General features: G+C 69.5%; 15 protein-coding genes and 1 pseudogene. 10 read left to right on the top strand and 6 right to left on the bottom strand.

Features of this window, described 5'->3' with window-relative positions:
* Positions 1-3 precede the first annotated feature (3 nt).
* The 5 genes from SNOUR_RS46010 to SNOUR_RS05295 form a co-directional block, all read right to left on the bottom strand.
* On the bottom strand, positions 4-162 hold the full coding sequence (locus SNOUR_RS46010) for a hypothetical protein (protein WP_159425801.1): 159 nt from the start codon (positions 160-162) through the stop codon (positions 4-6).
* Positions 163-314: 152 nt separating this feature from the next.
* Positions 315-1,274, bottom strand: a complete 960-nt coding sequence (locus SNOUR_RS05310) for a cytochrome c oxidase assembly protein (protein WP_067344268.1) — start codon at positions 1,272-1,274, stop codon at positions 315-317.
* A gap of 116 nt (positions 1,275-1,390) precedes the next feature.
* A complete protein-coding gene (locus tag SNOUR_RS05305; protein WP_067344266.1) occupies positions 1,391-2,416 on the bottom strand; it encodes a 6-phosphofructokinase in 1,026 nt (341 codons plus the stop codon).
* A 186-nt stretch (positions 2,417-2,602) separates the two neighbouring features.
* A complete protein-coding gene (locus SNOUR_RS05300) occupies positions 2,603-3,331 on the bottom strand; it encodes a type 1 glutamine amidotransferase (RefSeq protein WP_067344264.1) in 729 nt (242 codons plus the stop codon).
* A gap of 38 nt (positions 3,332-3,369) precedes the next feature.
* On the bottom strand, positions 3,370-4,608 hold the full coding sequence (locus tag SNOUR_RS05295; protein WP_039629912.1) for a MurT ligase domain-containing protein: 1,239 nt from the start codon (positions 4,606-4,608) through the stop codon (positions 3,370-3,372).
* A gap of 187 nt (positions 4,609-4,795) precedes the next feature.
* On the opposite strand from SNOUR_RS05295, the gene def reads away from it, so the two are divergent.
* Positions 4,796-5,365 (top strand): peptide deformylase, encoded by a 570-nt coding sequence (def, locus tag SNOUR_RS05290; protein ID WP_067344263.1) that lies wholly within the window; start codon positions 4,796-4,798, stop codon positions 5,363-5,365.
* A gap of 16 nt (positions 5,366-5,381) precedes the next feature.
* Here def and SNOUR_RS05285 read toward each other — a convergent pair whose 3' ends face one another.
* Positions 5,382-6,083 carry a TetR/AcrR family transcriptional regulator gene (locus tag SNOUR_RS05285; RefSeq protein WP_229922026.1) on the bottom strand — a complete coding sequence of 234 codons (702 nt, stop codon included), beginning with the start codon at positions 6,081-6,083 and terminating at the stop codon, positions 5,382-5,384.
* Positions 6,084-6,260: 177 nt separating this feature from the next.
* Between SNOUR_RS05285 and SNOUR_RS05280 the strand changes: the two genes are divergently transcribed.
* The 9 genes and pseudogenes from SNOUR_RS05280 to SNOUR_RS05250 all read left to right on the top strand — a co-directional run bounded on the left by SNOUR_RS05280 (position 6,261) and on the right by SNOUR_RS05250 (position 12,345).
* Complete coding sequence (locus SNOUR_RS05280; protein WP_067344261.1) at positions 6,261-7,484, top strand: acyl-CoA dehydrogenase family protein; 1,224 nt, start codon at positions 6,261-6,263, stop codon at positions 7,482-7,484.
* A gap of 443 nt (positions 7,485-7,927) precedes the next feature.
* A protein-coding gene (locus tag SNOUR_RS42585) for an IS5 family transposase (protein WP_446677940.1) occupies positions 7,928-8,781 on the top strand; the annotation gives its coding sequence in 2 pieces (ribosomal slippage) (positions 7,928-8,299 and positions 8,302-8,781; 852 coding nt in all).
* Positions 8,782-8,991: 210 nt separating this feature from the next.
* Positions 8,992-9,627, top strand: a complete 636-nt coding sequence (locus SNOUR_RS05265) for a hypothetical protein (protein ID WP_067344257.1) — start codon at positions 8,992-8,994, stop codon at positions 9,625-9,627.
* Between the two features lie 37 nt (positions 9,628-9,664).
* Positions 9,665-9,799 carry a hypothetical protein gene (locus SNOUR_RS48055; protein WP_312632057.1) on the top strand — a complete coding sequence of 45 codons (135 nt, stop codon included), beginning with the start codon at positions 9,665-9,667 and terminating at the stop codon, positions 9,797-9,799.
* A 172-nt stretch (positions 9,800-9,971) separates the two neighbouring features.
* Positions 9,972-10,094: a hypothetical protein gene (locus SNOUR_RS48050; protein ID WP_312632056.1), complete on the top strand. Its 123-nt coding sequence runs from the start codon at positions 9,972-9,974 to the stop codon at positions 10,092-10,094.
* 51 nt (positions 10,095-10,145) lie between these two features.
* Positions 10,146-10,432, top strand: a pseudogene (locus SNOUR_RS05260) (hypothetical protein); the annotation flags it as partial.
* Positions 10,433-10,611: 179 nt separating this feature from the next.
* Positions 10,612-10,980 (top strand): hypothetical protein, encoded by a 369-nt coding sequence (locus tag SNOUR_RS46005; protein ID WP_159425800.1) that lies wholly within the window; start codon positions 10,612-10,614, stop codon positions 10,978-10,980.
* The gene (locus tag SNOUR_RS05255; RefSeq protein WP_099055654.1) at positions 10,919-11,695 is read left to right on the top strand and encodes a tyrosine-type recombinase/integrase; all 777 of its coding nucleotides are present in this window, start codon (positions 10,919-10,921) and stop codon (positions 11,693-11,695) included. The genes SNOUR_RS46005 and SNOUR_RS05255 overlap by 62 nt, the downstream gene beginning before the upstream one ends.
* Before the next feature lie 68 nt (positions 11,696-11,763).
* A complete protein-coding gene (locus SNOUR_RS05250; protein WP_312632055.1) occupies positions 11,764-12,345 on the top strand; it encodes a tyrosine-type recombinase/integrase in 582 nt (193 codons plus the stop codon).
* Position 12,346: the final 1 nt, after the last annotated feature.

The raw sequence follows: 12,346 nt of genomic DNA, 5'->3' as shown, positions 1-12,346 counted from the left end.
GGCTCAGGTCCCGCGCGCCGTCACCACCCTGACGGTCACCAGCGCCAGCACCACCCACAGGAACCACACCCAGCCGTTGCCGCCCAACGCCACGGTGTAGGCGGACGCCGCCACCAGCCCGCACACCGTGCAGACGGCCATCGCTCTGGCAGATCCGGGCATACCCGCAACCTCCTCACGCGGCGGCCCGGGGACACAACGCCACGGGCCGCGGCCAGGGAACCATCGTCCCCGGCCGCGGCCCGTGCCGCCAGATGACCGACCGCGCCGCGGTGGCCGTTTCCGGCCGTCCGCGTCCCGCGTGCCTCCCGCTCTCACCGCCCCCGGGCGTTGAGCGAGGCCAGATAGGCGTTGTAGTCCGCCAGGTCCTTGTCGCCGTTCCGCTCCGCGGCCCGGTCCGCGCGCGCCGACTGGCGCTCCTCGGACTTGTACCACTGGAAGACCAGCGCGATCAGCACCACCACCGACGGGATCTCGCTGAACGCCCAGGCGATCCCGCCGGCCGCCTGCTGGTCGCCCAGCGCCTCGATGCCCAGCGTGGCCGGCGGGTGCAGGAAGGTGTCCACCATCGGCTCGGACGCCATCATCAGCGCGATGCCGAAGAACGCGTGGAACGGCATCCCGGCGAACAGCTCCAGCATCCGCATCACGTACCCCGGACGGTGCGGGCCCGGGTCGACGCCCATGATCGGCCAGAAGAAGACCAGCCCCACCGCCAGGAAGTGCACCATCATCGCGATGTGCCCGGTCCGGGACTGCATCAGGAAGTCGAACAGCGGGGTGAAGTACAGCGCGTAGAGGCTCGCGATGAACAGCGGGATGGTGAACGCCGGGTGCGTGATGATCCGCATGTAGCGGCTGTGCAGCAGCGCCACCAGCAGCTCGCGCGGCCCCTTGCGGCCGCGTCCGGCGGTCGGCAGGGCGCGCAGCGCCAGCGTCACCGGCGCCCCGAGCAGCAGCAGGATCGGCGACAGCATGCTGATGATCATGTGCTGGACCATGTGGACGCTGAACATCGCCATGCCGTAGTCGTTCAGCTTGGTGCACATCGTCACCGCCACCGTCAGCACGCCCAGCACCCAGGCGACGAGCCGGCCCATCGGCCACCCGTCCCCGCGCCGTCGCAGTCGGACCACCGCCCAGACGTACAGCGCCAGCCCCAGCAGACAGCCGACGAGGAAGAACGCGTCACCGCCGAACGCGAGGCCCCGCCCCAGCGTGAACGGCGGCAGATCCATGTTCATGCCGTCCATGCCGTGCCCGCTGTGATGCATCCGCTCGCTCCTGATTCGTACCAATGCTCCGGCGACAAGCGTAGAGGCGCCCCCGGCCGGCGGAGCGGCCGGGGGCGCCTCTTAGGACGCGCGTCCCCTAGGGGGCTACGGACGGGTCACAGCACGCACTCGGCCTCGTCGTAGCGCTCGGCGGGCACCGTCTTGAGGCTGGCGACCGCCTCGGCGAGCGGCACCAGCGTGATGTCCGTGCCGCGCAGCGCGGTCATCATCCCGAACTCCCCGCGGTGCGCGGCCTCCACCGCGTGCCAGCCGAACCGGGTGGCCAGCACCCGGTCGTACGCGGTCGGCGTACCACCGCGCTGGACGTGGCCGAGGATGACCGGCCGGGCCTCCTTGCCGAGCCGCCGCTCCAGCTCCACCGACAGCTGCCGGGCGACCCCGGCGAACCGCTCGTGCCCGTACACGTCGGTGTCGCCGACGTCGAAGGCCATGGAGCCCGCGCGCGGCTTGGCGCCCTCCGCGACCACCACGATCGCGAACTTCTTGCCGGCCTCGAACCGCTGCGCGACCCGCGCGGTCAGCTCCTCGATGTCGAACGGCCGCTCCGGCACCACGATCGCGTGCGCGCCGGCCGCCATCCCCGAGTGCAGCGCGATCCAGCCGGTGTGCCGCCCCATCACCTCGACGATCATCACCCGCTGGTGCGACTCGGCGGTGGTCTTGAGCCGGTCCAGCGCCTCGGTCGCCACCCCCACCGCGGTGTCGAAGCCGAACGTCACGTCGGTGACGGCGATGTCGTTGTCGATGGTCTTGGGCACGCCGACGATCGGCAGCCCGGCGTCCGACAGCAGCCGGGCCGCCTTCAGCGTGCCCTCGCCGCCGATCGGGATGATCGCGTCGAGCCCCAGCTCGGCGACGTGGCCGCGGGCCCGCTCGACACCGTCCCGCAGGTGGGCGGGCTGCACCCGCGACGACCCGAGGATGGTCCCGCCGCGCGCCAGGATGCCGCCGACGGCGTCCAGGTCGAGCTTGCGGTAATCGCACTCCAGCAGGCCCTTCCAGCCGTCCTTGAAGCCGATCACCTCATCGCCGTGGTCGGCGGTGGCTCGGTGCACGACGGACCGGATGACGGCGTTCAGGCCGGGGCAGTCGCCCCCGGATGTGAGGACACCAATACGCATTGCTCGTAGCAACCTCTGCAACTCAACCGGACGCCCGGACCCCGTCGTCCGGTTGGATCCCGCCCAGCCTACAAGCGCACGGCACTTCGGCACACGAGCGCCCGGAGTGCGGACACCGGCGCACGGAAAACGGCCGGATCCGGGTCGGCTGACCCGGATCCGGCCGTTGTGATCCCGCCGAAACCGTCAGGCGTTCTCGGTCGCCGCCGCGATCCGCTCCTGGCGCAGCGCGTCGTACCACCGGTCGTCGGCCGGCGGCAGCGCGTTGACGTCCAGCGCCAGCTTGATCAGCAGGTCCGCGATGTGCGGGTTGCGGGCCATCACCGGGCCGTGCATGTACGTCCCGAAGACAGTGTCGTTCCAGGCGCCCTCGTAGCCGTCGCCGACGCCGTTGCCGTTGCCGAACCGGACCTTGGCGAACGGCCGGGCGCTCTGGCCCAGGTGCGTGACGCCCTGGTGGTTCTCGAAGCCGGTCAGCGGCGGCAGCCCCAACTTCGGGTCGATGTCGGCCAGTACGTCGCCGACGCACCGGTCGCCCTCGCCGCGGGTGCTCACCACGTCCAGCAGCCCCAGGCCCTGCTGCCGCTCACCGAGGTCGTTGATGAACTCGTGGCCCAGGATCTGGTAGCCGGCGCACACCGAGAAGACGATCGCGCCGTTGGAGACCGCGCGGTCCAGTCCGCCGTCGCGGATCAGCCGCTCGGCCGCCAGCCGCTGCGGCCGGTCCTCGCCGCCGCCGATCAGGTAGATGTCCCCGGAGGTGGGGATCTGCTGGTCGGACCGGACGTCCAGGCGCTGGACGTCCAGGCGGCGCTGGCGCGCCCGCCGCTCCACCACCAGGACGTTGCCCTGGTCGCCGTAGGTGCTCAGCAGGTCCGGGTAGATCCACACCACGCGCAGGCTGTTGTCACTCATGCTCGCTCGTCCTTGTCCGTGTTCTCTGTGGACCGCACTCAGTTGCCCACGCGGCGGCGCAGGTCCTGGAATGCCGTGTAGTTGGCGATGACCTCGATCCGGCCGGCAGGTGCCTGCCCCACCGCCTCGTCGAGGGTCTCGCACACCTGGAAGTCGAGCCCGGCGACCTCCAGGCGCACCGCCAGGTCCAGCTTGCGGTCGCCCAGCACGAAGATCGGGTGCCCGGCCAGCCGGGTGTAGTCCACGTCCCACAGCCAGGAGGTGTCGGTGCCGTCCGCGCCGCGTGCGTTCACCGACATGATCACCGGGGTCGGCGGCCCGTCGATCAGCGAGAAGGTCTCCAGCCAGCCGGCCGGGTTCTTGGCCAGCAGCAGGCGCAGCTCCCGCTCCTGGAAGGTGACCACGTCGTAGCGGCCGGCCACGGCCTGCACCGAGAACATCCGCTCCAGGGCGACCTGCGGCGGCACCCCGAAGGCGGCCGCGACCGCGGCGGAGGTGGTGGCGTTGGCCTTGTTGGCGCGGCCCGGCAGCTGCAGCTTGATCGGCCAGGCGCTGCCGTGCGGGTCCAGGACGTGGTCGCCGGAGAGCGCCCAGCTGGGCATCGGCCGGCGGAAGCCGCACTCGGCGCAGAACCAGTCGTCGCCGGGCCGCTGCATCACACCGCCGCAGGACGGGCAGGACCAGGCGTCGTCCTTCCACTCCTGCCCGGCGGCGACCCACACCACGTTGGCGGACGCCGAGGCCGCCCACACGATCAGCGGGTCGTCGGCGTTGGCGATGATCAGCGCCTTGGAGCCGGACAGGCCCTCGCGCCAGCGCTCGGCCAGCATCCGGGTCTCGGCCGCCCGGTCGAGCTGGTCCCGGGAGAGGTTCAGTAGCGCTATGGCCTTGGGCGTGACGTCCCGGGCCACCGTGGCCAGGTACTTCTCGTCCACCTCGATGACGCCGAACTTGGCGTCCGAGCCGCCCGCCAGCGCCGAGGTGATCCCCGCGGGCATGTTCGCGCCCAGCGCATTGGAGACGACCGGGCCGCTGGCCCGCAGTGCCTCGGCGATCAGCCGGGTGGTGGTGGTCTTGCCGTTGGTGGCGGACACCAGGACCACGTCCAGGTGCCTGGCCAGCGAGGCCAGCAGGTCGGGGTCGAGCTTGAGCGCCACCCGGCCGCCGATCACCGATCCGCTGCCGCGGCCCGCCGCGCGCGACACCGCTGCTGCGGCCTTGCCGGCCGTCACGGCCAGTTTGGCCCGCGGCGACAGCGGCTCCGTGTTGCCTGCCATGGTCCTAGATCCTCCTTGCATCCGGCGCACTCCTGCCCTGGGGCTGCCGGGAGAACGCGCCTCCTCCAGCGGTCGCCGACCGGCCGGAGGCTTCGGTCGGGGATCAGCCTATCGAGATCCGGCGGCCGGCCCGAACTCCGCCACCTGTGTGACGCGATCCGGAATGCCCGGCCCGTACTCTGGGCCCATGCGCCACCGCACCATCCCGGGCAGCTCCGGCCGCCCCCGCCCGCTGCGCCTGTACGGTGATCCGGTCCTCTCCCGCCCCTGTGCGGACGTCACCGTCTTCGACGGTGAACTGGCCGCGCTGGTCGAGGACATGTACGCGACAATGTACGCCGCCAACGGCGTGGGTCTGGCCGCCAACCAGATCGGCGTCCCGCTGCGGGTGTTCGTCTACGACTGCCCCGACGACGAGGACCGCCGGCACCTGGGGCACATCGTCAACCCCCGGCTGGTGGAGGCGGACGGCCCGGTCGTCCGCGGTCCCGAGGGCTGTCTGTCGCTGCCCGGTATCGAGGCGGGCACGCCGCGTCACGATCACGCGATCGTCGAGGGCTTCGACCTCACCGGCGAGCCGGTGACGGTGACCGGCACCGGATTCTTCGCCCGCTGCCTCCAGCACGAGTGCGACCACCTCGGCGGCGGCCTCTACGTCGACCGGCTCACCGGCCTGCGGCGGCGCCGGGCGCTGCGCGCGGCGGCCCGGGCCCCATGGGCGGCGGCGGGCGAGGAGCGGACGGCGGCGCCGGCCTGACGCCGCCCGCGGCCCCTCAGAATCCGGGGCCGTCCGCCAGGTCCTTGACGGTGGCCAGCTGGCCCCACAGCAGGTCGGTGAGATGGCGCACCAACTGCTCGCGGGAACAGGGGCGTTCGCGCAGCCACCAGTCGCCGGCCGCGTGCATCATGCCGACGATGCCGTGCCCCCACACCCGGGCCCGCTCCTCGCCGTCCGGCCCCAGGTCGAGCCGGTCGGAGATGACCTTGGCCAGCTCCTCGCCGAGCCGGCGCAGCAGCGGGGCGGAGTGCCGGCCGACGTCGAAGCCGGACTCCGCGGGGTGGTCCTCGTCCGCCGGGTGCATCAGGAAGCGGTAGACCTGCGGCCGGGCCTCGATGGCGGCGAGGTAGGCGTCCAGGGTGGCCTCGACCCGCTCCCGGCGCAGCATCTGGGCGTCCAGTGCGGCCCGGAGGTTGGCCAGCAGGGCGTCGGTGTGCCGGACGGCCAAGGCGCGGTAGAGGCCGCCCTTGTCGCCGAAGTGCCGGTAGAGGATCGGCTTGGTGATCCCGGCTTCGGCGGCGATCGCGTTCATCGACGCTTCCGGGCCGTCGCGCAGCACGATGCGCTCGGCGGCCTCCAGCAGTTCCCGTCGTCTGCGCTCGGTCGCGGTCTGCTGCCGGTCGGCGCCGTCCGCGGCGGCCGGTTGCGCGCCGGCCCGGCCCGTGCCGTTCTGTCCGGTGCTGTCGATGCTGTCCATGGTCGTGCTCCCCACCCTTGTGAATCCGTGGTGCTCGCGCAACGTAACACCCGGACTCGGTGACCCCGAACTCCGCGGCGAATTCGGCTCCGGAGAGGAGTTGACATCCGTTACCCGCGAGTAACAGACTCTGGTTACCGGAAGTAACGGCTTGCCGTACGCACCACTGGAGGGGACATGGCCGAGTTCACCATGGAACTCAACGACGAGCAGAAGGAAGTCCGTGACTGGATTCACGGCTTCGCCGCGGACGTCATGCGCCCCGCCGCCGCCGAGTGGGACGAGCGCGAGGAGACCCCCTGGCCGGTGATCCAGGAGGCCGCCAAGATCGGCCTGTACTCCCTCGACTTCTACGCCCAACAGTTCTTCGACCCCACCGGCCTCGGCATCCCCATGACCATGGAGGAGCTGTTCTGGGGCGACGCCGGCATCGCGCTGTCCATCGTGGGCACCGGCCTGGCCGCCGTCGGCGTGCTGGCCAACGGCACCGAGGAGCAGATCGGCACCTGGGTCCCGCAGATGTACGGCGACGCGCACGACGTCAAGGTCGCCGCCTTCTGCTCCTCCGAGCCGGACGCCGGCTCCGACGTCGCCTCGATGCGCACCCGCGCCGTCTACGACGAGGCCAAGGACGAGTGGGTGCTCAACGGCACCAAGACCTGGGCGACCAACGGCGGCATCGCCAACGTCCACGTGGTGGTCGCCGTCGTGGACCCGGAGCTGGGCTCCAAGGGCCACGCCTCCTTCATCGTCCCGCCGAACACCCCCGGCCTCTCCCAGGGCCAGAAGTTCAAGAAGCACGGCATCCGCGCCTCGCACACCGCCGAGGTGGTGCTGGAGAACGTCCGCGTCCCCGGCCACTGCCTGCTCGGCGGCAAGGACAAGCTCGACGAGCGGCTGGCCCGCGCCCACGAGCGCGCCAAGGGCGGCGAGCGCGTCAAGAACGCCGCGATGGCCACCTTCGAGGCGTCCCGCCCGGCCGTCGGCGCGATGGCCGTCGGCACCGCCCGCGCGGCGTACGAGGAGGCCCTGGAGTACGCCAGGACCCGCGAGCAGTTCGGCCGCCCGATCATCGACAACCAGGGTGTGGCCTTCCAACTGGCCGACATGCGCACCCAGATCGACGCCGCCCGCCTCCTGGTGTGGCGCGCCTCCTGGATGGCGGTCACGGGCAAGAAGTTCGAGAGCGCCGAGGGCTCGATGTCGAAGCTCTTCGCCAGCGAGACGGCGAAGAAGGTGACCGCCCAGGCGATCCAGATCCTCGGTGGCAACGGCTTCACCCGCGAGTACCCGGTCGAGCGGATGCACCGCGACGCGGCGATCTACACCATCTTCGAAGGCACCAGCGAGATCCAGCGGCTGGTCATCGCCCGCACGCTGTCGGGGATGCCGATCCGCTAGCGCAGGGCCCCTGTAAGACGCGCGTAGATCAATCGCGCATCGAAGGCTCCACCTCGTAATGAAGTGGAGCCTTCGATGCGCCCGCTAACTACCGGATACCGTGTTTGGGAGACATTTGGGAGATCAACTCGACGCCTGGGAGACGGGAACGGGGAGAGGGCCGAACTCGCGGCGAGCCACCACGGGGCGCAGTGACTGCTCCCATCGCCGTTGGAGCATGTCCGCGATCTTCAGCTCCATGGCCAGCGTCGTGTGTGAGTAGATGCCCTCAATGCCTTGCAGGGCATGCCCCATTCGCTCCTCGACAGCAACTCGTGGGTGCCCGTCCTCGTCGAGCCACACCTTGTGAGAATGCCTCAGGCCATGCGGGAGCAGGCCGTCGACCCCCAGGACGGGCCGGATGCCGGCTCGGGCCTTAGAGGTCCTAACGGAAGTGGTTGATCATGTGGCTGCTGGCTTATCCGCTCGTTGGTCTGGCTGTGGGTGAACGTCAGCCGCGGCCGTGGATCGTGTCGGATGAACTGTGGGCGCTGATCGAGCCGTTGTTGCCCAAGCCGGGGCCGAAGCTGGTCGAGGGGCGGCCGAGGGTTCCAGACCGGCAGGCGTTGTGCGGGATCTTGTTCGTGCTGCACACCGGCATCCAGTGGGAGTTCCTGCCGCAGGAGCTGGGCTTCGGTTCGGGCATGACCTGCTGGCGCCGGCTGGCCGCGTGGAACGAGGCCGGGGTGTGGGACCAACTGCATGTGCTGCTGCTGAAGAAGCTGCGGTCGGCGAAGAAGCTGGACTGGTCCCGGGCGGTGATCGACTTCTCTCATGTGCGGGCGGCTCGAAGGGGCCCAAAAGCGGTCCCAGCCCGGTCGATCGCGCACGGCCGGGCAGCAAGCACCACGTCATCACCCACGCCCAGGGCATTCCCCTTGCGGTGTCGCTGACCGGCGGCAATGGCAACGACGTCACCCAACTCCTGCCCCTGCTCGACAAGATCCCCGCCGTCGCCGGTGCGGTCGGCCGACCCCGGCACCGCCCCGACGCACTGCTCGCCGACCGCGGCTATGACCACGACAAGTACCGGCGCCTGCTACGGCAGCGCGGCATCCGCCCCGTGATCGCGAGGCGAGGCCAGCCACGCGGCTCCGGCCTGGGCATCTTTCGGTACGTCGTCGAACGAACCATCTCCTGGCTACATGGCTTCCGGCGCCTGCGCATCCGGTGGGAGCGACGCGACGACATCCATGAAGCCTTCCTCGGACTCGCTACATGTCTCATCACCTACGGACACGTCCGACGTCTTTGTTAGGACCTCTAAGCCATGGCGTGTCGTCCTCGACAGCCCGACCGGCTCCAGCCCTGAGGCCGAGTTCACCAGCGAGACCAAGACCTACGAGTACGTCCGCACTGAGCTGCAGAAGACTGAAGCCGGCGAGACGAAGACGACCGCGATCCGCATCTACCAGTGGTCGGACGGGCGCTGGTGGCACTTCGAGACGATCCAGCCGGAGGAATTCTGATGACCGACTGGCCCTTCGGTACCGACGCCGACCGAGACGACCCGCTCACCAAACTACGCATCCCGGTGGTGGACAGCTTCAATCCCCGCTGGCACTACGTCGCCGCGTTCCTCCACGCTGACTCGAACTGCGAATTCGACCCGCCCTGGCCGTTCGCCAGCGCCGAGCGGCCGACCGACGCCGAGGTACAGATGCTGGCTTCCTTCCTCCAGGAGCACCGGCACTACTGGTTCGGCAACCAGGGCTACGCCCGCAAGATGGACCAGCGCCCACTCGATGTGGACTCCGGCTGGAACAGGACCGTGTTCATCAAATACGGCACCGGCGACTGGGGCTACCGCCGCTGTTCGTGGACCTACGGGCCGACATTCGTCCCCGATCCGCCGAACTTCCCCAACCGAAAGCAGGGGCCGCTGACGCTGGAGCAGGTCATGGACCGCTGCCACACCATCGGCAGCCGCAGGCCGATGCGGCACTGGCTCGACTGGAAGGCCAGCCACCCCGAGGTCTTCGGGGGAGCGCGTGAACCAGCCTGCGCCCGCCGCCGAGTCCGACGCGGACTTCCTCACCACGACCTTCGGCCCGCGCCTCACGGCCCGCCTACGGACGCCGAAGAACCACCGTGCGGCCCGTGAGGCATTCGGCGTCATCGCGCATGTGCACGGCCGGCATGTGGCCCGCTCGTGGCTGATCGGCATGAACCCGCACCTCAGCGACGACAACCCGCTCCGCGCCATCGCAGCCGGCCGCGGAGACGAAGTCCTCGCTGCCGCACGTGCCTACGCCCGCGGCGACCACGCCAACTAACCCCCGTCCCGCCGCAATCCGTGGCCAAGCAACATCACCAAGAAGCAGCAATGCACATCGCTTTCCCGGCTGCAACAAGCAGATCGACCGTGGCCTCGCGCACCTCTGCGGCGAGACGCCCGGCGGCGACGAGCACGGATGTGGCGGCTACTTCTGCGGCCACCACCTGTACATGAACTCCAACCCCGCCGCCTCCGGCTTCGCCTGCCGCGCCTGCAACGACCACTACGACGCCCGGCATCCCGAGGAGGATGAGGGCGTGTCCGGTGACGCCATGGTCGTCATCTTCCACTAACCGCAGCCCGCCGTCACCCGCGGCGGGCCCAGACCAAGGAGACCGATCACCGTGTCCTACTCCCAACTGCTCGCCACCAAAGGGAAGCTCACCGACGCCAAGCAGTGCCTCAACATCCCGCACGTCGTGGCCATCTGCGGCAGCACCCGCTTCATGCAGGACATGGCGGACGCCGACCGTGAACTGACCTGGGCTGGCAACATCGTCGTCAAGCCCTGCCGCGACATGAAGACCCCGCACCCGCTGTGGGTCGACCGGCCGAGGCCGAGGCAGGCAAGGCTCGACTGGACGATCTGCACCGGGCGAAGATCCGGCTCGCGGACGAGGTGCTCGTTGTGAATGTGCGCCTGAGTTCCCCATCGCCCCGCTCCCCGCGGGCGGTGCCCCCCGGTCCTGCGGAGTGCGTCGACGGCCCTGTGCCACCCTCAAGGGTGAACAGCGAGGAAGTCTCAGAATTCATGAGCTTCTATCCGGCAGCCTGAGATTCCGCTGGGTATAGCGAAGTTGAGGGGGCGGGATGTCGCTCGCTGTCGTTGCACCAATCCGATCTCGACCGCTGCTGGAGTCGCCGCAGGACATCGCGGACTTTGAGCAGGACCTGCTGTCTGAGTTCGTGCTTGCCCGGGCGGCGGCCGGGGTCGCCGACGAGACGATCTCCGGAGACGTGAATGCGCTGATGGAGGTGCGCGGCTGGTGCGGCCGCCCGCTCTGGGAGCTGATCCCGACTGACCTCGACCGGTTCTTCGGTGAGGACCAGCGACGGCTGGCCACGCTGACGAAGGTCCGCAAGGCAGTCCCTGGCGACGTACTTCGAGTTCCTGGAGGTGCGGCATCAGGCCGATATCCACGCGGCGACCGGCGTGCTGGTGCAGTGCCCGGTCGATGAGATCAACCGCCCACGAGGCAAGACCAACATGCGGGTGCGGATCCCGCCGCCGGCCGCGGACATCGATCGGCTCTTCGCCGGATGGCGCGACGATCTACACTCGGCTCGGAAGTACGCGCCGAGTGTCCGTAACTACACCGCATGCCGCCTGGCCAGCCTCATTGGCCCGCGTGTCTCGGAACTGTGCCTGCTCGAAGTCCACGACATCCGCTGGGACCTGGGCACCTTCGGCAAGGTGCTGCTGCGCGGCAAGGGCAGCCGCGGTCAGAAGAAGGAGCGCCTGGTCCCGCTCATCAACGGTTCTCGTGAACTCCTCGAATGGTGGCTCCAGGGCCCGCGGTGGGAGTTCGACGGGCACCTCGATGAGCCCGGTGCACCGCTGTTCCCCTCCGAGCGCCGCGATCCCGGTGGCCGCTGCAAGCGCGTGAGCACCAGCGCGATTCGGGGCGCGATGGCGGAGGCAGCGGAACGCCACCTGCCTCGCTGGTCCGGCCGTGCTACTCCGCACGCGCTCCGGCACTCCGCCGCGTCCGATCTGTACGCACAGGGCATAAACGTCGTCGCTATCCAGGAGCTGCTCGGTCATCGCTGGATCAACACCACGATGATCTACGTGAACCCTCGGGAATTGCATCAGGCGGGCGAGAAGCCGCAGGTCGCGTGGTCACGGCGAGAAGCGGAAGGACTCCGCAGCCTCTACGAACTGGCAGCCTGAGCAGGGGTGTTGCTGAGGCGATCCCTTCTAATGCATGATCTGCTCTCCAGAAGGGACGGTCTGGAGTGGTGTATCAGCGCAAGGGGGCCCTCGCCGCCTACCGGGACGCCACGCTGTTCAAGGTCATCTACGGGTGGGGGCTTCGCCGGACCGAGACGTCCAAACTCGATGTGGTCGACTTCGGACGCAATCCGCAGGCCCGGCAGTTCGGCCGGTACGGCACGCTCAACGTCCGCTACGGCAAGGCGAAGAAGGGCCAGCCGCCGCGGCGGAGGAACGTGCTGTCGGTGATGGACTGGGCCGTCGAGGCGGTCGCCGACTATGTCGAGAACGTCCGGCCGCGCTTCGGATTCCCGGATCACCCGGCCTTGTGGATCACCGAGCGTGGGGGCCGTCTTCAGCCCGGCTCCATCAACGACCGGTTCGAGGCATACCGCGATGCCCTAAAGCTCTCAAAAGACCTAACTCCCCACTCAATCCGACATTCTTACGTCACGCATCTGACCGAAGACGGGGTCGACCGCCGGTTCATCCAGCAGCAGGTCGGCCATGAGTGCGACAGCTCCCTGGCCATCTACACGCACGTCAGCGACGACTTCATGAACACTTCCCTGCACAAGGCACTGGCTCCGGCGTTCGCCGGGGCCTGAC

Origin of the sequence: Streptomyces noursei ATCC 11455 (genome assembly GCF_001704275.1) — a bacterium.
GTDB lineage: Bacteria > Actinomycetota > Actinomycetes > Streptomycetales > Streptomycetaceae > Streptomyces > Streptomyces noursei.
The sequence above is the reverse complement of the archived record's forward strand: the minus strand, read 5'-3'. Positions and strand labels throughout refer to the sequence as shown.

Bases quoted from the DNA above. Each gene is read 5' to 3' on its own strand.
- SNOUR_RS46010 (WP_159425801.1), bottom strand. From the start codon at position 162: ATGCCCGGATCTGCCAGAGCGATGGCCGTCTGCACGGTGTGCGGGCTG.
- SNOUR_RS05285 (WP_229922026.1), bottom strand. From the start codon at position 6,083: ATGGACAGCATCGACAGCACCGGACAGAACGGCACGGGCCGGGCCGGC.
- SNOUR_RS05310 (WP_067344268.1), bottom strand. From the start codon at position 1,274: ATGCATCACAGCGGGCACGGCATGGACGGCATGAACATGGATCTGCCG.
- SNOUR_RS05300 (WP_067344264.1), bottom strand. From the start codon at position 3,331: ATGAGTGACAACAGCCTGCGCGTGGTGTGGATCTACCCGGACCTGCTG.
- SNOUR_RS05265 (WP_067344257.1), top strand. From the start codon at position 8,992: ATGACCGACTGGCCCTTCGGTACCGACGCCGACCGAGACGACCCGCTC.
- def (WP_067344263.1), top strand. From the start codon at position 4,796: ATGCGCCACCGCACCATCCCGGGCAGCTCCGGCCGCCCCCGCCCGCTG.
- SNOUR_RS46005 (WP_159425800.1), top strand. From the start codon at position 10,612: ATGTCGCTCGCTGTCGTTGCACCAATCCGATCTCGACCGCTGCTGGAG.
- SNOUR_RS05305 (WP_067344266.1), bottom strand. From the start codon at position 2,416: ATGCGTATTGGTGTCCTCACATCCGGGGGCGACTGCCCCGGCCTGAAC.
- SNOUR_RS05280 (WP_067344261.1), top strand. From the start codon at position 6,261: ATGGCCGAGTTCACCATGGAACTCAACGACGAGCAGAAGGAAGTCCGT.
- SNOUR_RS48050 (WP_312632056.1), top strand. From the start codon at position 9,972: ATGAACTCCAACCCCGCCGCCTCCGGCTTCGCCTGCCGCGCCTGCAAC.
- SNOUR_RS05295 (WP_039629912.1), bottom strand. From the start codon at position 4,608: ATGGCAGGCAACACGGAGCCGCTGTCGCCGCGGGCCAAACTGGCCGTG.